20 protein-coding genes and 1 pseudogene are annotated in these 22,795 nt (G+C 62.3%); 12 read left to right on the top strand and 9 right to left on the bottom strand.

Going from position 1 to position 22,795, the window contains the following annotated elements; translation table 11 throughout:
• Positions 1-20: 20 nt before the first annotated feature.
• On the top strand, positions 21-245 hold the full coding sequence (locus M1E02_RS11600) for a hypothetical protein (RefSeq protein WP_479374418.1): 225 nt from the start codon (positions 21-23) through the stop codon (positions 243-245).
• A gap of 27 nt (positions 246-272) precedes the next feature.
• Here M1E02_RS11600 and ligD read toward each other — a convergent pair whose 3' ends face one another.
• From ligD to M1E02_RS11585, 3 genes are all read right to left on the bottom strand, one after another.
• The gene (gene ligD, locus M1E02_RS11595) at positions 273-1,517 is read right to left on the bottom strand and encodes a non-homologous end-joining DNA ligase (RefSeq protein ID WP_479374417.1); all 1,245 of its coding nucleotides are present in this window, start codon (positions 1,515-1,517) and stop codon (positions 273-275) included.
• A gap of 269 nt (positions 1,518-1,786) precedes the next feature.
• Positions 1,787-3,403 carry an HNH endonuclease signature motif containing protein gene (locus M1E02_RS11590; RefSeq protein ID WP_479374416.1) on the bottom strand — a complete coding sequence of 539 codons (1,617 nt, stop codon included), beginning with the start codon at positions 3,401-3,403 and terminating at the stop codon, positions 1,787-1,789.
• A gap of 344 nt (positions 3,404-3,747) precedes the next feature.
• Positions 3,748-4,320 carry a helix-turn-helix domain-containing protein gene (locus M1E02_RS11585; RefSeq protein ID WP_479374415.1) on the bottom strand — a complete coding sequence of 191 codons (573 nt, stop codon included), beginning with the start codon at positions 4,318-4,320 and terminating at the stop codon, positions 3,748-3,750.
• Between the two features lie 254 nt (positions 4,321-4,574).
• Between M1E02_RS11585 and M1E02_RS11580 the strand changes: the two genes are divergently transcribed.
• The 7 genes from M1E02_RS11580 (at position 4,575) to M1E02_RS11550 (ending at position 14,055) form a co-directional block, all read left to right on the top strand.
• Entirely contained in the window at positions 4,575-6,083 is a 1,509-nt protein-coding gene (locus M1E02_RS11580) for a CoA-acylating methylmalonate-semialdehyde dehydrogenase (RefSeq protein ID WP_479374414.1), read from the top strand.
• Positions 6,084-6,252: 169 nt separating this feature from the next.
• Positions 6,253-7,803 (top strand): ABC transporter substrate-binding protein, encoded by a 1,551-nt coding sequence (locus tag M1E02_RS11575; RefSeq protein WP_479374413.1) that lies wholly within the window; start codon positions 6,253-6,255, stop codon positions 7,801-7,803.
• Positions 7,804-7,815: 12 nt separating this feature from the next.
• Positions 7,816-8,853: an ABC transporter permease gene (locus tag M1E02_RS11570; RefSeq protein ID WP_479374412.1), complete on the top strand. Its 1,038-nt coding sequence runs from the start codon at positions 7,816-7,818 to the stop codon at positions 8,851-8,853.
• Complete coding sequence (locus M1E02_RS11565) at positions 8,850-9,707, top strand: ABC transporter permease (RefSeq protein ID WP_479374411.1); 858 nt, start codon at positions 8,850-8,852, stop codon at positions 9,705-9,707. Before M1E02_RS11570 ends, M1E02_RS11565 begins: the two co-directional genes overlap by 4 nt.
• Positions 9,704-11,185 (top strand): ABC transporter ATP-binding protein, encoded by a 1,482-nt coding sequence (locus M1E02_RS11560; RefSeq protein WP_479374410.1) that lies wholly within the window; start codon positions 9,704-9,706, stop codon positions 11,183-11,185. The genes M1E02_RS11565 and M1E02_RS11560 overlap by 4 nt, the downstream gene beginning before the upstream one ends.
• A 168-nt stretch (positions 11,186-11,353) precedes the next feature.
• Positions 11,354-13,306 (top strand): FAD-binding monooxygenase, encoded by a 1,953-nt coding sequence (locus M1E02_RS11555; protein ID WP_479374409.1) that lies wholly within the window; start codon positions 11,354-11,356, stop codon positions 13,304-13,306.
• 134 nt (positions 13,307-13,440) lie between these two features.
• Positions 13,441-14,055 (top strand): dihydrofolate reductase family protein, encoded by a 615-nt coding sequence (locus tag M1E02_RS11550; RefSeq protein ID WP_479374408.1) that lies wholly within the window; start codon positions 13,441-13,443, stop codon positions 14,053-14,055.
• Positions 14,056-14,082: 27 nt separating this feature from the next.
• Here the strand turns inward: M1E02_RS11550 and M1E02_RS11545 are convergent, their stop codons facing one another.
• Positions 14,083-14,763 carry a hypothetical protein gene (locus M1E02_RS11545; protein ID WP_479374407.1) on the bottom strand — a complete coding sequence of 227 codons (681 nt, stop codon included), beginning with the start codon at positions 14,761-14,763 and terminating at the stop codon, positions 14,083-14,085.
• Positions 14,764-14,910: 147 nt separating this feature from the next.
• Here M1E02_RS11545 and M1E02_RS11540 point away from each other — a divergent pair, with 147 nt between their 5' ends.
• Positions 14,911-16,419, top strand: coding sequence for an MFS transporter (locus tag M1E02_RS11540; protein WP_479374406.1), 1,509 nt, complete (start codon positions 14,911-14,913; stop codon positions 16,417-16,419).
• Positions 16,420-16,486: 67 nt separating this feature from the next.
• On the top strand, positions 16,487-17,119 hold the full coding sequence (locus M1E02_RS11535; protein ID WP_479374405.1) for a dihydrofolate reductase family protein: 633 nt from the start codon (positions 16,487-16,489) through the stop codon (positions 17,117-17,119).
• A 55-nt stretch (positions 17,120-17,174) separates the two neighbouring features.
• On the opposite strand, the gene M1E02_RS11530 is transcribed toward M1E02_RS11535, so the two are convergent.
• The 5 genes from M1E02_RS11530 to M1E02_RS11510 form a co-directional block, all read right to left on the bottom strand.
• A complete protein-coding gene (locus M1E02_RS11530) occupies positions 17,175-17,882 on the bottom strand; it encodes an SDR family oxidoreductase (RefSeq protein ID WP_479374404.1) in 708 nt (235 codons plus the stop codon).
• 168 nt (positions 17,883-18,050) lie between these two features.
• The gene (gene arfB / locus M1E02_RS11525; RefSeq protein ID WP_479374403.1) at positions 18,051-18,473 is read right to left on the bottom strand and encodes an alternative ribosome rescue aminoacyl-tRNA hydrolase ArfB; all 423 of its coding nucleotides are present in this window, start codon (positions 18,471-18,473) and stop codon (positions 18,051-18,053) included.
• A gap of 50 nt (positions 18,474-18,523) precedes the next feature.
• A complete protein-coding gene (locus M1E02_RS11520) occupies positions 18,524-18,982 on the bottom strand; it encodes a substrate-binding domain-containing protein (RefSeq protein WP_479378138.1) in 459 nt (152 codons plus the stop codon).
• Positions 18,922-19,599, bottom strand: a complete 678-nt coding sequence (locus M1E02_RS11515) for a LacI family DNA-binding transcriptional regulator (RefSeq protein ID WP_479374402.1) — start codon at positions 19,597-19,599, stop codon at positions 18,922-18,924. The genes M1E02_RS11520 and M1E02_RS11515 overlap by 61 nt, the downstream gene beginning before the upstream one ends.
• Positions 19,600-19,640: 41 nt before the next feature.
• Positions 19,641-20,366, bottom strand: a complete 726-nt coding sequence (locus tag M1E02_RS11510; RefSeq protein ID WP_479374401.1) for a hypothetical protein — start codon at positions 20,364-20,366, stop codon at positions 19,641-19,643.
• 32 nt (positions 20,367-20,398) lie between these two features.
• Between M1E02_RS11510 and M1E02_RS11505 the strand changes: the two genes are divergently transcribed.
• Both M1E02_RS11505 and M1E02_RS11500 read left to right on the top strand, forming a co-directional pair.
• On the top strand, positions 20,399-20,755 hold the full coding sequence (locus tag M1E02_RS11505) for an RICIN domain-containing protein (RefSeq protein ID WP_479374400.1): 357 nt from the start codon (positions 20,399-20,401) through the stop codon (positions 20,753-20,755).
• 1,280 nt (positions 20,756-22,035) lie between these two features.
• Positions 22,036-22,713 (top strand): annotated as a pseudogene (locus M1E02_RS11500) (AfsR/SARP family transcriptional regulator); the annotation flags it as partial.
• Positions 22,714-22,795 lie beyond the last annotated feature (82 nt).

Here is a 22,795-nt window from a genome sequence, read left to right as displayed (position 1 = left end):
TGACCGGTAGAGGCGGACTCATGTTGGACACGGGATCTATCAGGATTGATGCCAGACGTGGCTTGCGTAGCGACTGGTCCCGGCTGACAGGCCGCACCGTGGAGGTACGGCTGCTGGGGGAGCACATCATGACCGGGGTGGTGGATCAGGCTACTCCAGACGACTCAGTCCTGTGGATCGCGGCCGCCGGAGCCAACACCCGGAGACTTTTTGACAAAAGGACGGGATACCAGATCTGGGTCTAGTGCCGCTTTGAAGGACGGCAGGTCCGGTCAGGAGCCCGCGCGGCCCGGCCACTCTTTGCCCGCCCAGGGGTCGTAGTCCGCGATGAGTTCCTCTTGGGACGGTCGCTCCGGCTCGGGGACGTGTTGCAGGTTTACTCTCACCCTGTACCACAGCGAACTTGACCCGCGCATGCCGTCGACGAGCACGTCGGCAGGATGCAATGCGTGGACGATGTCCGCATGCAGGGCCTTCCATTCGTCAAGCGCCGCCAGCGCCTCGGGTTTGGTCTTGGTGCGGGCCACCTCGATGAGAGGCATCACGGACTGCCGGCGTCCGGAGCTGTCACCACTGCGGGGCGGTTTTTCAGCGGGCCCCAGCTCGGCTGCCAAAGCGAGGAGCCCATCAAGTGTCCCGACGGCGTCATCGATTCCAATGTGGGGGTCGCCCAAGGCAGCGAAGCGTTCGGGCACACTGCGCACCGTAAATTGTTCCGGCCGGGTGGAGCGGACCTCGTCCCACGAGAGCGGCGTCGAAACCCGGGCGTCCGCAAGAGGCCGGACAGAGTAAGCGGATGCCACGGTGCGGTCCTTTGCGTTCTGGTTGAAGTCGACGAACACGCTCTCGCCGCGTTCCTCCTTCCACCATCGGGCGGTGGCGAGGCCCGGGGCGCGGTTCTCGACCTCGCGGGCGAGGGTCTCCGCGGCCAGCCGCACGTCGCGGTACGACCATTGCGGCGCGATGCGCACCAGGATATGAAGTCCCCGCGATCCGCTCGTTTTCGGCCATCCCACCAGCCCGACGTCGTCGAGCACCTCACGTGCGACATAGGCGACGTCGACGATCTGGGACCAGTCGACCCCCGGCATCGGATCGAGGTCGACCCTGAGCTCGTCCGGGTGCTCTAGGTCCTCGGCGCGAACGGGGTGTGGATTGAGGTCCAAGCACCCGAGATTCACAACCCAGGCCAGGCCCGCGGCATCCCGGATGACGGCTTCCTCCGCTGACGTCCCCGACGCGTAATGCAGGGTGGTGGTGTCGATGAAGTCTGGGTGGTTCTCGGGCACGCGCTTCTGAAAGAACGGTTCAGAATCGATCCCTTTCGGGAAGCGCTTGAGTACCATGGGGCGGCCGCCGGCACCGCGCAACGCGCCATCAGCGACGGCGAGGTAGTAGTTCACCAGGTCCAGCTTGGTCAGCCCGGGTTCGGGGAACACCACCTTGTCCGGACTTGAGATGCGAACCTCGTTGCCCGCGATATTGAGGATCTCGGCCGGGGTCTTCGACGGGTCCATGCCGCAACGCTAGCAACGATCGCAGGTCCCATCCAGAGCATTTGTGCGGCAATCCAGCTGGACGCGCCGGAGCCTCCTGCTGGGCTTTAACGCTAGCGGGGCCCAGGTTAAGGTGCTGATTCATTGCTGTAGTGGTCAACCCAACAGAGGAAGAAGCCCGCAAGGAACCTCCTGAACAATCCCTGAAGGAGACGGAAATGAGTGAAATGCGGCATGGCCCTTTGGACCTGTTCGTTGGCACATGCGCTGCCGGAGTTTAGTGCGTGAAACTACGCCGGTTGCAGAAGGAACCATTCCGGGAAAGGGTCCGAAGGCATGGGTAAGTCAAGGTCCTGGTCCGCGGGCACGGGTAGGTCAAGGTCCTGATCCAGGTCCAGGTCCTGGTTGGGGGCGGGTATGCCGATATGGTCGGGCCAGGTGGGTGGTTGCCAGTCTTGTTGTTCGCTGGGGTAGTGCCGGCCTGAGGGTGTTGTCCAGCCGGGTGTTTGGTTTGCCGTGGCTTGGGATGGTGCCCAGGGGGTGTTGTGTTTGAGGTGGTGGTGTTTCCGGCAGGGTTGGCCAAGGTTGCTGATGCCGGTGGTGCCGCCGTCGGCCCAGGCCAGGAGGTGGTCGGCTTCGTTGTCGAGGGAGTGGTTGTGGCAGCCGGGGAAAGGGCACTTGCCATCGCGCAGTCGCAGCCATTGGCGCATGTATTTGGGGATCCGGTAGCTGGTGCGGCCGATTTCCAGAGGTGCTCCGTCGCGGGGATCGATCAGGACGCGGTGGAAGGAATCGGCCCCGTTGGCGACGAGTTCCCGGGCCATGGATGCAGGTATGGGTCCGTACCCGTCCAGCATCGCGGGTTCGTCGGTGGCGCCAAGGAGGGAGAGGACGGGGACTGTGACCAGCACCTGGGCCCGGGGAGATGGAACACCTTCAGGGCCACCGCCAACACCCAGGCCGACACCCATGCCGGCACCTGTGCTTTCAAGGCCCGCATCCGTCGTGCCGCTGTCCGTGGTGCTCAGGAGCCAGGTGGCGGTGATGTCGGCGCGGATCTGGGTGAGGGTGCGGGGCTCTGCGGGGCCTTGGAGGGCCCTGGCTGCGGTGGTGGTCCGGTCCCAGATCCCGGCGGCTGTCGCGGCGGGCAGGTAGGCCGAGAGCCATGCCATGCCGTCCTGGTCCGGAGTGTATTCGAGCCGCCGGTCCAGGACACTTTTGCGGTGGCGGAGTTCGATGCTGTCGGGGTGATGGCGTTCGCGCCAGGTCCGGGCTTTGGCGCGGAACCGGGACGGGACCAGTTCGCCCACCTGGCATCCCCGCGCAGGGTCAGGGGAGTCAGGATCAAGGAAGTGTGTTTCCAGCGCTGTGGCCCCGGTGGCATCGAGGTTGCTGGTTTCATCACAGATGACGCGGGCGTGCTGCCACGAAATCGACCCGTTCTGCAGTGCCGTGAGGGTCAGCGGGAGTTGGCTGGTCAGGTGGCGGGACTGGTCCAGGAGCGCGGCGGCGGTACGCTCGCTCACGGTCAGGACGCAGGCGAGCTCAGCGATGGTGGACATTTCCTGTGCGGTCGCGTCCTGGGCGGTGAGGGCGGGGGAGGCGATTGCCTTCGCTGCCTCTACGTACTTGGCTGTTAGCTGTACTTTCAGTGCCGCGGCTTTGGCTTCGAACCGGGCAACCTCGGCCAACGCGTCCAGGCAGACATCGAGCTGGCGCCGCAGGGGATCGGAGCCCTGACCGTCAGCATCAGGGCCATCAGCTGGGCCACGGAAAGCGGGTCCGACGATGCGCTTAAGAACGGCAACGGACGCAGCGACGGAAGCCAGGGCCTCGGCGGCCTCGAGCCCGCCGGGGGACTCTAAAGCCTCCCCGGTCCTGGCTGTTAGCGCCCCCGTGCCTTCCATAGGAAAAGCATCCCAGGAGGGTGTGACATTATTGCCGCCGCGAGGTGAGAACCTCACGGCAACAGCAGGACCCCCAAACGTAAGACGACGACGGCTGTACCTCCCGCCGCCGTGGGGTGGAACCGGTACCCCTCCCGCCGACGTCGGGCAGACCCCCTCCCGCCGTCGTCGGGCAGAGTCAGGCGCGCAGAATCAGGAAGGCCGCAACAGGCGGGCAGCAGCAATAAAGCGAAGTCTGGGTCAATTGTCGAAGTGGGTGAAGATGTTGGGATCCTTGGACACGGACGCAACGATGGATGTTGCAACTTCCCGGAGTTTGACGTTGCGGGTGCTGTAACCCACAGCTAGATACTGGTTGGCGGGCTCACGATCCAAAGAACCTCAGCCGGGAGAGTGCTGGTGTTCGTTAATCTGTGGGGCAACGAGGACATGTAGTCGATACTGTCGCCCTGCTGCATAGAGTGGGGTTCTCCATCCAGCTCTATGACGATCTCGCCTGATACTACGTACAGAATCTCCTGTGAGTCTCCGTGCGTATAGGGCTCGTCTCCGGTGGACGCCCCGGGCTCGAACTCACCGGCATAGACCTCGAGGTGGCGCAGAGGGCGCTGGGAGATCAGAAACTTATGGATTCCTGCATTGGTCGATAGTTCCGGGCGCGCTTCCCGACGCAACAACCTGGGAGAGCCTGCGGGCACTTCCTCAAAAAGATCCGCAAGGGTCATCCCTAAGGCGGTTGCGATCCGCCGCAGCACGCCGATGCTGGCATTCGTCAGGCCCCGCTCGAGCTGGCTAAGAAAGCCGGCAGTCGTCCCGGTGGCTTCGCCTAGTTCTTTTAACGACATGCGCCGTAAAGAACGAAACTGGAGAACGCGTTCGCCGAGTTGGGCTTGAGAAAGATCAGTTTCGCTGGTCATGGGGAAACTTCCGGTTTGCCTGTACTAAACAAATATTTAGCTGAGTAGCCAGGAACAGTGTGGCTCCGGCGGTTCGAAGCTGTCAAGGTGACCAGTCGTGGTCTTGACACTGCCCCGCGGTAGAGCCCACACTGTTAGCAATTAGTCCCACTAAATTTGTGTTTAGTAGCACGGACTCCTATTTTACAAGAGACCCGCTGTTCCGCTGCACTCCAGCTCGCTTCAACCCTCCTCCCCTTATAAAGGATCCGGTTATGACAACATCAACCATCACTCTCATCAATCACTTCATCAATGGTGCGGAAACGCCGGGTATGGGTGACCGTACCCAGCCTGTTTACAATCCTGCGACTGGTGCTGTGTCGGGGGAGTTGCGGTTGGCGAATCGTGCTGATTTGGATGCGGCGGTGGCAGCGGCGCGTGCCGCCGCCGACAGCTGGGGTGACATCTCCCTCGCCAAGCGCACCGCCGTGCTCTTCAAGTTCCGCGAACTCGTCGCCTCCCACGTGGACGATCTCGCCGAACTGATCACTGCCGAGCACGGCAAGGTCCTCTCCGACGCCAAGGGCGAGATCGGCCGCGGCCTGGAAGTCATCGAGTTCGCCTGCGGCATCCCGCAGCTCCTTAAGGGCGACTACTCGGACCAGGTGTCCACGGGCATTGATGTGTTTTCGTTCCGGGAGCCGTTGGGTGTGGTTGCGGGGATCACGCCGTTTAATTTCCCGGTGATGGTGCCGTTATGGATGGCGCCGATGGCGATCGCGACGGGGAACGCGTTCATCCTTAAGCCTTCGGAGCGGGATCCGTCGGCGTCGATGCTGCTCGCGAAGCTGTGGAAGGACGCGGGGTTGCCGGACGGGGTGTTCCAGGTTCTGCATGGCGGGAAGGACACCGTGGACGGGTTGTTGACCCACCCTGATGTGGACGGGATTTCTTTTGTCGGGTCCACTCCGATTGCCCGGTATGTGCATGAGACGGCCACGAAGCATGGCAAGCGGGTCCAGGCGCTGGGCGGGGCGAAGAACCATGCGATCATCCTGCCGGACGCTGATCTGGATAACGCCGCCGATCATCTGGCCGCGGCCGCGTTCGGCTCGGCCGGGGAGCGGTGCATGGCGATTTCCGTCGCGGTGGCCGTGGGGGACGCCGCTGACCTGCTGGTGGAAAAGGTTCAGGAGCGGGCCCTGGCTGTGAAGGTCGATAACGGGACGGTGTCCGGGGCGGAGATGGGGCCGGTGATCACGCCGGAGTCCAGGGACAGGATCGTGCGGATCGTCACCGAAGCCGAAACGGCCGGGGCCGCGATGGTGGTTGATGGCCGGGACCTGGTGGTTCCCGGGCACGAGGACGGGTTCTGGGTGGGCCCGACCGTGATCGACCACGTCAAGACCGGGATGAGCGCGTACACGGAGGAGATCTTCGGACCTGTGCTCGTCGTCGTGCGGGTCAACAGCCTGGAGGAGGGGATCGCCCTGATCAACGCGAACCCGTACGGGAACGGCACCGCGATCTTTACCTCCTCCGGGGCGAACGCCCGGAAGTTCCAGCGGTCGGTGGATGTGGGCATGATCGGGATCAACGTGCCCTTGCCGGTGCCGGTGGCGCATCACTCCTTCGGCGGGTGGAAAGCCTCACTCTTCGGGGACAAACACATCTACGGCCCCGAAGGCGTCTCCTTCTACACCCGCGGCAAAGTGGTCACCTCCCGCTGGCCCGAACCCACCCACGCCTCCGGCGCCTCCTACAACTTCCCCTCCAACTAACCCCCACCCTCGCCTCGCTGACCAACCCCCGGCCAGGCTGGCGACGTGAGCCCAAATCATGTGACTCCCAGAACAGTTCCGATGGTCGTAAATTGCTAATGATAATGGTTTGCATCTAGTGTGTTGGGTCGAACCATACGGATTTGCAATACAGAAGGAACTGGAAAAAATGGGCTGGCAGAGGATGAGGGCGACGGGCGCGTCCGTCGTTGCATTATTGATGATGACGGGGTGCGCAGCGGCAGGTAGCGAAAGCCCTGCGGCCGACAAGCCGCTGAGGGTGGTGGGGCAGTTCGAACTGCACAGCCTCGATCCGTCGACGGCGGGCGGCTTCTTCACACGCTTGCAGGTGGCCGAAACGCTGGTTGACGCCGATGTTAAGGGCGTCCTCCAAGCGGGACTTGCCGAAAAGTGGGATGTTTCCGCTGACGGGCTGTCCTGGAGCTTTACCCTCCGCTCCGGCGCCCTCTTCCATGACGGCACGGCAGTGACAGCCGAGGCGGCAGCCGCTTCGCTGAACATTGCACAGGGCAAGGCCGGTACTCCGCTGGCGACGGTTCCCGTCAAGGGGATCTCCGCGGTTGGTGATTCTCTCCGGGTGGATCTCACGGCACCATATGCGCCCTTGCCTGCAGTCTTGGCCCACACAAGCACACAGATCCTTGCGCCGAGCTCCTACGGCGCGGACCGATCGGTAACTAAGGTGGTCGGTTCAGGGCCCTATGAGGTCAAACACATCGAGCAGCCTGCCCACATTGACGTGGCTGCCTTCGAGCAGTGGCAGGGCAAAAAGCCAGCCATCTCCGAGGTCACCTACCAGGCCGTCGGGAGAGCTGAGAGCCGGGCACTCATGGCCGAAAGCGCCCAATCCGACGTCACCTTCGGGATGGACCCAACCAGCCTGCAGCGGATCAAGCAGGCAGGCAAGGTGGATATTGCTTCCGTAACCCTGCCCCGCTCCATCCTGCTGAAGGTCAACGCCGGCCACGAAATGCTGGGCGACGTGAAAGTCCGGCGGGCCCTGAGCCTTGCCTTGGACCGGGAAGCGATGGCCACAGCATTGCTGCGGGACCGCGAGATGGCAGCCACCCAGCTCTTCCCGCCTTCGCTGCCGGAGTGGCACCAGGACTCGGCCACACCGCTGACCCATGATCCAGCCGAAGCCCGGAAACTGCTGGCTGAAGCCGGATGGGCTCCGGGGAGCGATGGCATTCTGGAACGCAACGGCAAGAAGTTTTCAGTGACCCTGCGTACCTTCCCGGACCGCCCCGAACTACCCATCCTGGCAACAGCCATCCAAGCCAAACTGAAGGAACTGGGGATTGCCCTGGACGTAAAAGTGGGCAACTCCAGCGAAATTCCGGCCGGGCACAAGGACGGCTCTCTGGAATTGGCGCTCTACTCCCGCAACTACGCACTCGTTCCGGATGCGCTGGTAACCCTGGCTGAAGATTTTGCGCCCGCAGGTTCGGACTTCGGCGCCATGGGCTGGAATGACCCCGCCCTCACCGAAGCCCTGAACGCCCTTGCCAGCGGCAAGGACGCTGACAAAGCGGCGGAGAACCGCCGGAAAGTGAACGAGATCCTGCAGACCCAGCTGCCCGTCATTCCGGTGGCCTGGTACCGGCAGAGCGCTGTGGTCAGCCCACGGGTTGAAGGTCTCGTCCTGGATCCACTCGAACGCTCATGGCGTCTGACCGACTTGACCTGGAAGAAGTAGGAAGGGGCGGGAATGCTCTCTTTGACTACCAAACCGACTACCCAAGCGACCACTGAACCCGGCAGCTCCGCCGGGCCCTCTCTCCATTCAGCCCTCGGCACCACAGCCCGGGTTCTTGGGCGCCGGGCACTCCAGGCGGCGGGAGTGGTTGTACTCGTCTCCACTGCTTGCTTCGCTATGGTGCAAAGCCTTCCCGGCGACATCGCCTTCCGGATTGCCGCCGGCAGGTATGGATATGACCAGGTGACGGCCGCGTCAGCGGACAGTGTCCGCGCTGAACTGGGCCTTGACCAGCCTGCCTGGCTGCAGTTCCTCGACTGGCTCGGCGGCCTGGTATCCCTGAACCTCGGCAACTCCCTGGTAACTGGGGCAAGCGTGGCTGGGGAGCTTGGGCTCAATCTTTCCAGCAGCCTGCAGTTGGCTGCAGTTGCGCTGGTTCTTGCACTGATTGTGGGGACGACGGCGGGAGCCCTGGCAGCGGCCCGGCCGGGTGGCATCCTTGACCGGCTCACCACAGTGTGGGTGTCTGTCACACGTGCGCTGCCGCCCTTCCTGCTCGGACTGGTCCTGATCCTGCTTTTTGCCGTCCATCTGGGCGTACTCCCGGCGGCGGGGCATGGAGAAGCGAACAACATCGTGCTTCCTGCAGCAACGCTCGCAGTCGGTCTCTCCGGGCTCTTCGCGCGCGTCACCCGCGACACAATGGCACAGATCCGGCAATCGGACTACGTCCGCTTTGCGGACACTAAAGGCCTGGGCAGCTGGCTTGTGTTCGTGCGGCATGTCATCCGAAACACCGGCGTGACTTTGATCGCCTACGTGGGCGTCCAGATCCTGGTTCTCATCGAAGGTGTTGTGGTGGTTGAAAGCCTCTTCGCGTGGCCCGGTCTGGGACATGCGCTCGTCCACGCGATCTTCTGGCGGGACATCCCCATGGTCCAGGCCGCAGCGCTGGCGCTGGCCCTGCTTGTTGTCGTCATGAACACCCTCGTGGACCTCGCGACAGCAGCTGTGGATCCGCGGCCCCGCCACAAGGAGGCAGTACTGTGACCAATGCCGTCGCTATGCAAGAACTTCTTCCCGCACCAGCAGGGGATTCGAAAGGACCGAAATGGCTGGCTGCGAGTTCCGCAACCCAACTCGTTTCAGCCGGGCTTCTGGCCGTCCTGGTCATCTTCGCCGTGGCCGGCCCGCTGATCTGGCCGGGGCACGCCGTACAGGACCTGTCCCGGTTCCTTGAGGCTCCGGGCGCCAGCGAACCGCTTGGCCGTGACCATTTGGGCCGCAGTGTCATTGCGCGGCTGGCCCACGCCACTCAGCTCTCCCTTGTGATGGCCGTGCTGTGCGTGGGTGCTGCCCTGCTCTTCGGATCGCTCGCGGGCATCGCTGCTGCCTGGCGCGGCGGCTGGATCGATTCGGTGCTGCACGGCTTGTCCGAGGTCTTCATCGCGCTCCCAGCCCTTCTAGTGGTTCTCGTCGTCTCGGCCATAGCCAACGGCGATCTGTGGACTCTCTGCCTGGGGCTGGCTTTGGCGCAGTGGGTGGAATATTTCCGGATGGTCCGGGCCCGGAGCGGACTGGTCCTGGCTGGACCGGCGGTGGAAGCTGCCGGCCTGCTCCAGCTCGGCCCTGTCCACATCATCCGACGGCACCTCTTGCCTGAGCTCCGCCCATTGCTGACCACCATGGCCACATTCGGCGTCGGCTCTTCCATCCTTGCACTCTCAACACTGGGTTTCGTGGGGATCGGCGTCCGCCCGCCGACTCCCGAGCTTGGCTTGATGATCACCGAGGCGTTCCCCTTCTACCACGAAGCACCCTGGATGGCATTGGCGCCGGTCCTGGTTCTCACCACCATCCTGATCGGGCTCCTGGGCCTGAGAAGCAAGGAGTCCCCCGCATGAGTTTGCGCCTTAACCACCTCGTAGTCAGCCACGGGGGCAAGGTCCTGGTCGAGACCGCCCAACTGGACTTCGAGCCAGGCAAGCCCGTAACAATTGTCGGCGAAAGCGGTTCCGGTAAATCCCTGCTCGCCCACGCAATCATGGGCACGCTCCCGCATAACCTCAAGGCACAGGGAAGCCTGACTGTGGACGGCCAGGTGTACGACGTCAGCGATCAGGCGAACAGGCGCAGGCTTTGGGGGCGAACCATGTCCCTTCTGCCCCAGGAGCCCGTGCTTGCCCTGGACCCCACAATGCGGACCAGGGACCAGGTGGCTGAGGGCGCTCCCACCTTCAGGACGGACAAACACGGTGCCCTACGCGCCGCGGACGACCTGCTGACCTCCCTGGGGCTGAAGCACGCTTCGACGGCGTTCCCGCATACACTTTCGGGCGGTATGGCCCAGAGGGTTGCGTTCGCCGCCGCAACCATCGGCGGAGCTCCCGTCCTCATCGCAGACGAGCCGTCCAAGGGCCTGGACAAACACGCCCGGGCCGAGCTGGCGGAACTGCTCAGAACCCATATCAAAAGTGGCGGAATCCTCCTGACCATCACCCACGACCTTGATCTGGCGCGCGATCTGGGCGGGGAGGTTCTGGTCATGAAGGACGCCCACGTGGTGGAGAAGGGGGCAGCCGGTGAAGTGCTCGCCAATCCGGTGCACCCCTATACCCGCCGCCTCCTGGCTGCCGAACCCTCACGCTGGAGGCATCAGTGGATGAGGAACGCCTCGGAAGGGACCGTGCCTGCCGAAGGTGGGAACCGAGGATCCCTGGAAAGTTCGGGCACTGTGCTGGTGTCTGGTACAGGCCTCGGAAAATCCTTCGGCGATCAAGAGCTCTTCGCCGATCTGTCCGTTGAAGTCAGAGCCGGGGAGCGGGTTGCCCTAAGCGGCCCGAGCGGAAGCGGAAAAACAACACTGGGCAATGTACTGCTCCGGCTTCTTCCCGCCGACGTCGGAACTGTCCAGCACTCCAACCTCCTGCAGCGGGGGAGGCTCCAAAAGCTGTACCAGGATCCCGCCCTTGCTTTTCCCGCGCGTGTCTCCTTGGCCGACTCGCTGGGGGACGTGGTGCGCCGGAACGGTCTGGACCACGCACGCCTGGAGGAACTGATGGGTTCATTGCGGCTTGCCCCCGAGCTGCTTCACCGCAGGCCAGGGCAGATATCGGGCGGGGAACTTCAGCGGATCGCCATTATCAGATCCATGCTCCTGGAGCCCGTCCTCGTGTTTGCCGATGAGCCCACCTCCCGCCTGGACCTCATCACCCAGGAAGAGACGATGATGTGCCTGATGGAGCAGGTGGACAAGCTGGAGTGTGCGCTGGTGTTGGTAACGCACGACGACGCCCTTGCCGCCGCTGTTACCACCCGCACCATTGCGCTCGGAGCAGCATCGGCGGTGACGGAGCCCGAATTGGAGTTGGCAGCAAAGTAAGAAAACAGGCTGGAAAACAAGGGATGCAGGAATCTGCATCCCTTGTTGTTCTCAACACATGTGCCGTAAAGTATTGGATCAAGCCGATGTTTCAACTATAGAAACATGAGTTCAATTATAGAACATGGTCCAGATTCAAATCGCCACACAGTGAAGTGAGGAAAGCCCGTGCAGTTCCACCACCACGGTTACGTATCCGGAGACCCGCGGATCCAGCCGGCGGCCGGCGTCGGCATCAACCGGCCCGACGAGCTTCCGGATGAGGTCGACGTGCTGATCGTCGGTACCGGGCCTGCCGGCATGCTCACCGCAGCTCAACTTTCGCAGTTTCCTGGCGTCACCACACGCATCGTCGAGCGCCGGGCGGGGAGGCTTGCTATCGGGCAGGCTGATGGCATCCAGGCCCGCAGCGTGGAAACCTTTCAGGCCTTTGGTTTTGCCGAACGGATCACCGCCGAGGCATACCGGATCACCGAAATGGCGTTCTGGAAGCCGGATCCCGCTGACCCGTCCCGAATCGTCCGGACAGCCCGTGCGGTTGACGATGCGGCCGGCGTCAGCGAGTTCCCTCACCTGATCGTCAACCAGGCCCGCGTGTTGGATTACTTCGCCGAGTTCATGGGAAATTCGCCCACGCGTATGTCCCCGGACTACGGCTTCGAGTTCCGCAGCCTTGAGGTCACCAACACGGGTGAGTACCCGGTCACGGTGACCCTTCTCCACACGGCCGGACCCAAGGAGGGCCAGGAGCGAACCGTCCGGGCCAAGTACGTGGTGGGGGCGGACGGTGCCCGGAGCAAGGTGCGGGAATCCATCGGCTGCACCCTCGCCGGGGATCAGGCCAATCACGCCTGGGGCGTTATGGATGCCCTCGCCGTTACCGACTTCCCTGATATCCGTACGAAGTGTGCGATCCAATCAGGAGCGGGCGGCAGCATCCTGCTGATTCCGCGCGAAGGCGGGCATCTGTTCCGGATGTACGTCGATCTTGGTGAGGTGGACCCGCAGAACAAGGGAGCCGTTCGCAGCACCACCATCGAGCAGATCATCGGCAAGGCCAACGCCATCCTCCACCCCTACACGCTGGATGTGCGCAACGTCGCCTGGCACAGCGTCTACGAGGTGGGCCACCGTCTCACTGACAGGTTCGACGACGTCCTCCCGGAGCAGCGCGGAACGCGTACGCCGCGGGTATTCATCACCGGCGACGCGTGCCATACTCACAGCGCAAAGGCCGGCCAGGGCATGAACGTGTCCATGCAGGACGGCTTTAACCTGGCCTGGAAGCTCGGGCACGTGCTTGAGGGACGGAGTCCGGAGTGCTTGCTGTCCACCTACTCCGCCGAGCGGCAGGTGGTGGCCAAAAACCTCATCGACTTCGACAAAGAGTGGTCCACCATGATGGCCAAAAAGCCAGAGGAGTTTGAACACCCCTCGGACCTGGAGGACTTCTATGTGGCCACCGCGGAGTTCCCCGCCGGATTCATGACCGAGTACGCGCCGTCCATGCTGGTGGCCCCTGCCAAGCACCAGCACCTGGCAACGGGTTTCACCGTGGGCAAGCGTTTTAAGTCTGCTCCCGTGGTGAGGGTCGGGGACACCAATCCGATACACCTCGGCCACCATGCGAGGGCGGACGGACGCTGGCGCATTTACGTCTTTGCAGATCCGGCCATCCCGTCCGGAAAGCCGGAAACTGCTCAGGAGGGGGCAGCGTCCCCTACCGAACAGTTTGCCGAGTGGATCGCGAACTCGCCGGAATCGCCGCTGGCCGCAACGCCGTCGGACGCGGATCCTGATGCCTGGTTCGATCTGAAGGTGATTTACCAGCAAGAGCATGCCGCCATCGACATCGGCACGGTTCCCACGGTCTTCAAGCCCCAGGTAGGCCCGTTCAAGCTCACGGACTACGAGAAGGTCTATGCCACGGATCCCCGTGCAGACATCTTCGAACTGCGCGGCCTTGACCGTGGGGGAGTCGTTATTGTGGTCCGCCCGGACCAGTATGTGGCCAACGTCCTGCCACTGACGGCGACGGCGGAACTGGCTGCGTTCTTCGCGCCCCTGCTGCCGGCCAAGCAACCTGCGACAGTCCGGCAGGCGGCGCCCGCCGAACCATAACCACGGGGCCAACGCAGATCTCTCGACCTGCCGTCCGTTGCTCGCTAATCTGACAGCGAGCGGTGCGATTCAGGGCGCCGATCAGCCCACAGGCGGAGGCGGCATCGGTCGCCGTTCATGTGAAGGAGCGCACCATGGGAATCCTCTCCGTTGACCTGTTCATCACCCTCGACGGCGTGTATCAGGCGCCCGGCGGTCCCGATGAGGATCGCGAGGGCGGCTTCGAATTCGGCGGCTGGCAGGGCGCCTATTTCGACGACGAGACCGGCGAGGCGATCGGCGTCGGCATAGACCGCATGGACGCCCTCCTGCTCGGACGCAAAACCTACGACATCTTCGCCGGATTCTGGCCCACCAGGGGCGAGGATGACCCGATTGCGGTGACGTTCAACGCACTGCCTAAGTTCGTCGTCTCACGTTCCCTGACCGATCCTGAATGGGAAAACACGACGGCGCTGCCGGAGGTCGCGGAGGTGGCGGCCGTGAAGGAGCAGTTTGAGGACATTCACGTCATCGGCAGCGGCCATCTCGCACGATCGCTGCTCGAAGCTGACCTCGTCGACCGGCTGAACCTCTTCCTCTATCCGCTTACCTTCGGATCAGGCAAGCGGTTGTTCGCGGACGGCACGGGTGTCCCGGCGGCGTTCCGGTTCGCGCAGCCGCCGCAGGCGTTCCCGAAGGGCGCTGTCTCTCTTGTATACGAGCGCGCGGGCTTGCCGATCACGGGCGTCGATATCAGCCAGGGGTAGCGGCTATGCGGTTGGCTGGATGAAGGCCTACAGCCGCAGTGCAGGTTCGACCGACTCAGCGGCATAGGGTTTGGTGGCCGACCGCTGGAGTGGCCGCCGCAGGTGCATTTGATATGGCCCCTCCCTGACCGTGGCCCGCGGATCCAACTGGACAACCAGGAGTGGTTCGGTGCGGGTGGCATCCAGCCGCACCACCATGCCGTCACGCCGTCCGTCTACGGACAGAGGGGTGGCGGGTTCCACCGCGGTCTCGTTGAGGCGTTCCTGATGTTCCTGCCCTGCCGCCAGGAACAGGATTCCATGGGCAACCCCGATGACCTTCAACGGGATCAAGGCGTCCGACGGAGGGAGTTGCGGTGAGGGGTGGGGTTGCAGTTCGTTTTCCGGCGCCGAGGACATCTTCTCCATGAGCACGTCGCATTCCATGCACCGGCTCCGCTCGCCGACGTCAGCCAACAGGGTCACGTGGAGGCCCCTGGGTGCGTGGTCCCAGGCATCGGCGACAATCCGGCACCACGCCCTGTGGTAATCCGTTCCGTACTTGATCACGTAGACCTGATCCTCGCCGAGGACCGGCACCCCGTTCCGTCGAGCGGCCGGCTCCACAGGTTTGAACTCGCCGCGTCCTCTGGCAGCCGAATGGTTCTTTGGGCTGCCCTTGAGGAACTTACGAACCAACGGATTGTGTGACCGTTCTGGTCTTGGCACGCTTGTGGGCCTTTCTGCGCTGCGGGGGTGCGTCACGATCGCACCTTAACTGAGCCCCTTATCAAGCTTGCTGAATCTCTGACGAAATTGGAAACGGTGTCCACATTGCACTGTCCGCGCCCGGTGGTTGTCACTACACTGGGACGCATGACCGAGCAGGAACCGGCCTCGCGCAGGGCCGCTGAAGCTCCAGAAAGCGATGGGATCCTTCCTGAGGACGGGTCCTCAACCTCCACACAGGTCGAGAACGGTGAGTCCTCACACTTAACTGATCCGGACGCCGTCGACACTTCCTTGCGAAGTCCGGCAGAGCGTTCCCGCACTTTCGCAGGGATCCTGGTCAACACGGCTCTGGCTAACATCACCACCAGCTACTTGTGGTTCGCGCTGACGTTTTGGGTCTATCTGGAAACGCGCAACGTGATCGCCACGGGGGTAGTCGGCGGTGCGTATATGCTACTGATTGCCCTTTCCAGCATCAGCTTCGGCACGTTCGTGGACCGATACCGCAAACTTGCCGTGATGCGGTTCGCCGCGGGCTTCACCCTGGTGATGTTCGTGCTGTCCGGAGTCATGTTCCTGCTGACGCCCACCCCACAGCTGCTGGACCTGACACAGCCGTGGTTCTGGCTGTTCACGCTGATCATCCTCGTCGGGGCGGTGGTGGAGAACATGCGCAACGTGGCTCTTTCAACCATTGTCACCATCCTCATCGATCCCGACCGGCGGGCAAACGCCAATGGAATGGTGGGGATGGTGCAGGGGCTGGCGTTTATTGTCACCTCTGTGCTCTCCGGACTGTCCATCGGGCTGCTGGGCATGGGCTGGACTGTAGTCGTCGCCATAGCTCTCACAGTGCTGGCCTTCGCACACCTGCTCACTCTGCGCATGCCGGAGGAAGTGCGGGTGGCCTCTACGGACGCTCATGGTGCGTTCGACCTGCGCGGTTCCATTGCCGCCGTGCTGGCCATCGCCGGACTCTTCGCGCTGATCCTCTTCTCCACGTTCAACAACTTCATCGGCGGCGTCTACATGGCGCTGATGGATCCCTATGGCCTGGAAATGTTCCCGGTGGAAATATGGGGAGCTGTCTTCGCGCTGGGGTCCACCGGCTTCATCATAGGGGGAGCGCTGGTGGGCAAGTTCGGGCTCGGGGCCAACCCATTGCGGACCATGCTTTGCGCCGTGGTGGTCATGGGAGTCCTCGGTGCTGTGTTCACGGTGCGGGAGTGGGCCTGGCTGTACATCGCAGGAATCTGGCTGTACTTGGTTCTCATCCCCTTGGTGGAGGCTGCGGAGCAGACGGTCATCCAGCAGGTGGTGCCGCTGCAACGGCAGGGCAGGGTGTTCGGATTTGCCATGGCCTTCGAATCCGCTGCAGCACCGATCACCGCGTTCCTTATTGCGCCGATCGCCCAGTTCTGGATCATCCCGTACGCGCGGTCCGGGGAGGGTGCTGCGCAGCTGGCCCCGCTGCTGGGCGAGGGCGTCTCCCGCGGAATTGCCCTGGTGTTCCTGATCGCAGGGATCATCATGGTGGTAGCCGCGTTGCTGGCCTTCCTGACCCCGGTTTACCGGCGGGTTTCGGCGTCGTACATGAAGGCAGCAGCCGACGCGAAGGAAACCGCGAACACGGACTCGCAGTCTCCTGGCTGAGTACTAAACGGACTTGGAGTGACGTACGGATGTACGGTCCGGCGTCGATTGGATCGAGGAGATGGCCATGGGCGAGGCAACAACAGATGCATCATCGGAGCTAATGGTCGATCTCATTATTTCCCTGGACGGATATGCCTCGGCGGAGGGGTGGCCCGGTTGGTGGGGCCTCGAAGGGCCCGAATACCTGGCTTGGCTTGAGCAGGAGGGGGAGAAGAACTACACCTTCCTTTTCGGAGCGAACACCTACCGGCTGATGTCCGGGATGTCAGAGCAGGCCGCCGCTGAAGACTCGGCATTCTCTGAAACCGAGGGCGCCAGCCTCACCGGCCTTGCGGCCGTGCCCAAGATCGTCTTCTCCTCCACCCTGCAGGCGCCGCTGACCTGGCCGAACTCTGAGCTGGTCACAGGAGACGCGGTGGAGGCTGTAGCCGAGCTGAAACGGACCGGGACCAAACCCTTGAGCACTCTCGGCAGCCTCAGCCTCTGCCGGTCTTTGCTGACCGCTGGCCTCGTGGACAGGTTCCGGCTGGTCGTGTTCCCGGTCATCACGGGCCGCACCGGTCGGGAGCGGATCTACGACGACTATCCCGATGTTGCCCTTGAAATGGTGGACAGCAGGACCTTCGACGGCCGGCTCCAACTGCTTGAGTACGTTCCCACCGTCCTCACCGGTCCGCCGGGCAGCGGCACCGATTGAAGAATTTTGTGCCGTGGTCACGGGTTCGTGCCATGACCACGGCACAGCAGTATTCCTAGGCTTGAGCCAGCTGCGGGTAGAGAGCCTCAATGGGGGCGCTGAGTCCGGCCTTGAGCTGCACGGACAGCTCGTCGGCAAGAACCTCGTACTCGCCGGCTTCCACGGCGTCCAATATTGTGCGTACAAGATCTGCCGGATCCGTTTTGGGATCGGTGCTGTGCGCGGCCATGGCGGTGTCAACCCATCCGACATGGACGCCCACCACATGGACTCCTACAGGGGCGAGTTCCAGGCGAAGCGAGTTGGTGGCCGACCAAAGGGCAGCCTTGGTGGCGCTGTAGATGCCGCCTACGGCGTACCAGCTCATTGCCGAATGGATGTCGATGATGACGGAGTCGTTCTGCGCTGACAGGATCGGTGCGAATGCGCGGGCAAGAAACAGCGGGCCGAGGAAGTTCGTCTCCACATTGTTCCGGATTTCCTCATCGGTGTGCATGAGGATGCCGAAGCTGGCCGGGGAGGCGCCGGCATTGTTGACCAACACAGTGACGTCGCCCGCGGTCTCGACGGCGGCCTGAATGGAAGCGGGGTCGGTGACGTCGAGCGTGAGCGGGACGATGCGCTTGTCCTCCCAAGTGCGGGGCGTACGGGCAGTGGCGTAGACCTTGCTTGCGCCGCGGGCAAGGGCATCATGCACGAAGTGGGTTCCGATGCCGCCGTTTGCCCCGGTGACCAGGACGACTGCTCCATTAAGTGAAGGCATATCACGAACTTTCTGGTTGTAAGTTGTCTCCGCAGCCACTGCAGAGATTGATCTGTCACCATTGCGCGGTTTCTGCCCGGTGGAATGAACGCAAGCAATCCGCTCCAGAATGATGACTATACTCATAACCGAGTGCCCTCAGTTTATATTCCCACCAATGTCCCTGGACTAATCTGCAAAGGGCCGCTTCCGTTGCTGCTTGGTTGCCGAACGCTGTTCCTTTGCGGCCAGCCGACGGCGGTTCGATGCCCGTGTGGGTTTGGTTGCGCGGCGGGGAGCCGCCTCGGGAGCAAGACCCTCCGCCACGAGGTCGGAAAGCTTGGCCAGTGCTATCTCGCGATTGCGCAGTTGCGAGCGCCGCTCGGAAGCTGTCACGGTTATCACACCATCGATGAGGCGTCGCTCCAGGCGCGTGAGCAGCATCAGCCTTTGAGCGTCCGAAAGCGCGGCAGAAGAGGCGACGTTCCACGAGAGTTCAACGCGGCTATCGGAAGTGTTGACGTGTTGACCGCCAGGACCGGAGGAACGCGAGAACCGCCAGCTAAGTTCCGAGGCGGGAATCGTGAGCGCTGGCAACACCTCAAGATCCATGCAACCAGCGTCGCACAACATCGGCGGAACGGAAGCATCCGAATCCAGAGCTAGCTGAGCGTTCCTGCAACGCGTCCCGTGGACCGCCGTGATATGAGTTCTGAGGCCAGGACATCGCCCTGCAGATGGGTGGTGCGGTTGATTTGCCCAAGCAGCTCGTGGACTGCCGCGCGACCTTGCGCCGCGAAGTCGACACGGATCGTGGTCAGGGGCGGCATGAAATAGGCAGCTTCCGGGATGTCGTCGACCCCCGTCACGCTTATATCGTCAGGGACGCTGAAGCCACCCTCGGAGAGTGCGAGTATGGCCCCGAGCGCCATCTGGTCATTTGCAGCGACGACGGCGGTAGCCCGGAGGTCGGCGGTCATTCGCGAAATAGCCTCGTACCCGGATCTGGCGGACCAGTCGCCGAAAACGATTCCTTCGGACTGGAGGCCTTGTTCTGCGATTACCGCCTCAAAAGCCCGCGCGCGGTTTCGTGCCGCCGGAAATGTGGTGGGCCCCGCGATGTGAAGGAACCTGCGGTGACCGAGAGGGATGCCAGGTGCTCAATGAGCGCTGGAAAGCCAACGGTGGTCAGCTGTGAGGGACGGCCTCTCAGAGCGTCGTCCTCCTCGGCCCCGATGTAGGACGGAACGCGGAATTCGGTTCTCTCGAAAGCCTCCCTCATCTCGTCGGTCGAGGCGAGGGCAAGGACGCCGGCAAGATCGTGCTGCATCACGAGGGCAAGTGCTTCCTCGATTGAAGCGCGGTCGCTTACATCCAGGGTGACGATGTCGAGCAGGTATCCGGCCTCCCTGGCCGCTGCACTCGCGCCTTGCAGGACTTTGCTCGGACCGAAATGGCCTATCTCATGGGTAAGGGCACCGATCCGATGCGACTCGCCAGTTGTTAGTGAGCGGGCCGATAGGTTGGGACGGTAGTTGAGCTTCTCGAGTGCATCAACCACCCGCTGTTTGGTTTGAGGCCGGACCCCCTCAAACCCGCGCAGGAAGCGGCTGACCGTCTGATGGGAGACTCCTGCTGCAGCGGCGACGTCGTAGATTGTGGCCTGCCTGACCGTCGGGGAAGCCGGAATGACTGTCTCCTCAGCTTCCACCACCTTCACAGCCCTCTCACTCTTCATAGGTCCCCCGAATCAGCAATAACCTGCGGCTGATGCCACTGTTATGGAGTTTGCCGGAAACATTTATCCCGGTCCTGATCACTCTCCCTGACGGGAGGATCGTCTACAACTCCTCCGGCAGCGGAAACGTCTGGGTCAACGACAGCGGACGCAGTGACGGCGTTTGGACGGAGTATCAGACCCCGCTCGGGGGTGGCTACAGCCGTAACCTCCAATATGTAAAGGGCACGGGACGCGTGGTTATCCTGCAGGCAAGCTGGGGTGGTGCCGGTACCCAGGCCACTATCCGGCACGGCGAGGTCGATCTGGGGAACTCGGCGGGCACCTACTACCAACTGGTGAACAGGAAGACCGGCCAGGTCATGGGCACCGGGAACAACACCAACGATGCCAACATCGGCAATGCGAACGTCCCTGACGTTGTCCTGGAAAACTCCGGCGCCGCGCAGAACCCGGACACCCAGTACTGGCACGTAATGACCAAGGCGGACGGCAACGAGACACTGCTCAACAAATCGGGCGGCCGTGAAGCCGCCATCTGGACGGGAAGCGCCACTGTCGGGCAGCGGATCGGCCAATGGGTCGATAACAGCCGCCCGGGTCTGTGGAATCTCATCGATGACGGAAACGGTTACGTCCGCTTCCAGGCAATCAAGAATACGAATGTCTTCCTGACGGGGTCTGCCGCCGGCTCGCCACTGACCTTGCAGAATGCAAGTACGGACGGTTCGCAGGACTGGCAGCTTGTGGCTGAACCGCAGCCTCAAGCGCAGACCCTCCTGGGCGCACAATCCGGAAAATGCCTGGACTCTTCGGCTTCGATACCCGGGACGGTGCACTGGTTGATATCTACACCTGCGACGGCGGCACGAACCAGAACTGGACCCTCGACGCCTCGGGGCAACTGGTCAATGCCCACTCCGGCAAGTGCCTGGACGTCAAGGGCCAGTCAACCGACAACGGCGCAGTGGTGCAGCAATGGTCCTGCACGGGAGGCGCCAACCAGAAGTGGACGTACAACCAGGTAACCCGGCAGCTTGTCGCGCAGCAGTCGGGCAAATGCCTGGATGTAAATCAGGGGAGTACGGCCAATGGCTCCCGAGTGGTGATCTGGAGCTGCAGCAACCAGACCAACCAGCTCTGGACCATGCGGTAGCAACAAATAGGGTTGGTGCGGTTCTTCCCGAGCGAAGACATCCCGTCAAAGGGAAGTTGGACGGTCGCGTTAGTACAGCGTCAGAGGACCCCCTGCCGATGGCATGGGGTCCTCTGTTTGTTGGCAGGGGATATTTCCGGAGCAAGAAGAGTCGACTACTTCTTGGCCTGCTTTGTCCGCTGCGGTTTGCTCTGATCGCCGGTGATTGGGTTCACCTTGCGTACCCGTTTCTTCGGACCAGGAGCAGTCAGCTGCTGGAACTCGCCGGAGGTCCATAGCGTGCTGGAGACCTTGAAGTACAGGCTCGCTTCAAGCCGCCTCGCGAATAGGACGTCGACGGAACCTCGTAGTCCGAACCGTCGCCCGACTCATCGAGCAGCGTTACTTACGATGCCTCACCATGCACCTTGTCAAGTTTGATGAGTTGGAGACCCTCCAGTGTCTGCAAAGCGTTGGCGATTCGTCGGGCTCCTTTACCGGAGGCCTCAGGCACCCCAAGAGCTCGGCCCATTTTCGCGCAGGGAGCTTCACGTCAAAGGGCTTCTTCTGTCAGGGTGGACCACTGAAGTTCGCAGCAGGAAATAGGCACTCGGGACCCGTAAACTCTGGGCTTAGGTAACCTGTCGCGGCCGCGGTGAGCCCAGCTTGTAGCCCTAGACGGGCTGGATGCACGGTGTCCAGGTTGACATGCGCTAGGAGTACCGGCCGATCGTGTGGATCGGAAAGGGGCTCCTGTGAGGTCACGCCTCACGCCGTGGGCGTTTTGAACCAGGGAGGGCCACCTTGGAAAGGGGCCCTCACTGCATGTCTTTTCCTAGCGTGGGGTGAAGAGTCGGGCAGGGGCAGAAGACACCGGAAGCGGTGCTATCTCTGGCTTGTGCACTTCTTTGCAGTGGCGAATGGCTCCTCGGGATCCATAGGGACTGCGATGTGGTGGGAGCAGTGGTGGAGCAAGCCGATCCCGGAGATCGATCACGGATCTGGTGCAGTCTCATCCACCATGAATCGTTGGACGAAAGCGAGCTGAGAACGCTAACCAGTAGCCTATTTTCCTCCTTGGCCGCGAGCCCTACGCGAAGACTGGAGAATCATGGGAGGCACGTAACGGAAGCTGGGGTGAGTAGAGGCAGCGTCGAAGCAATTCGATGCACTTATCCCGTGTATACAGGGCCAGGATGAGAGTAATGTCATCCACAATAGTTGGATGATCGCCGTTTAGAAGGATGTAGAGCGACGTAAACTGGCTCGGCGCTTCCGCTGTTCACCGGTAGGGGAACGTCATGCAATTCAGGATTCTAGGATCAATCGAAGCCGTCGAATCTGGCGTAACGCTTTCGTTAAAGGGACCCCGTATCAGGCTACTTTTGGCTGTCCTGCTTGCCCACGCTGGAGAGCGCCTATCGACGGACTATCTAGTGAATACTTTTTGGGGTGATACGCCCCCGGACAATGCGCGGGCGTTACTACAAGTCCGCGTATCTGAGCTCCGCCAAGCCCTAACAACAGATCCGGAAAAGCCGTTCTCCGGACTCGTGACTCATTCCTCCGGGTATCAAATCCTGATCACTTCCCAGGATGAGCTTGATGCGTGGGCCTTCGAAAGGCTGCTCGATCAAGGCCAGAACTCTCTGCGGCGAGGTGAGTTTCTAGCTACGTACCGCATTCTTGAACAGGCACTTGCTCTCTGGAGGGGATCTCCCTTCGAAGAATTCGAAGATCGAGCCTTTACTGAGACGCTTTCTGCACATCTCCAAGCGCTCCATCTGCAGGCGTTAGAAGACGAGCTTGCTGTCGCGCTAGCTCTCGGACGACACAACGAGGTCGTGACCAAAGCAGGCCCGCTTGTCGCAAAGCATCCTTTGCGCGAGGGCCTCTGGTTTCAGCTTATGCTCGCGCAATACCGGGCAGGTCGTCAGGGAGAGGCCCTTCGATCTTACGAAAAGGCCCGTGAGCTGCTTTCGGAGCAGCTGGGAATAGACCCGGGCCAAGAGCTACAAAACCTTCATCTCAGAATACTTCGGCAAGATCCAGCCCTCGATC

This window comes from Arthrobacter sp. Z5-13 (assembly GCF_056499105.1).
The sequence above is the reverse complement of the archived record's forward strand: the minus strand, read 5'-3'. Positions and strand labels throughout refer to the sequence as shown.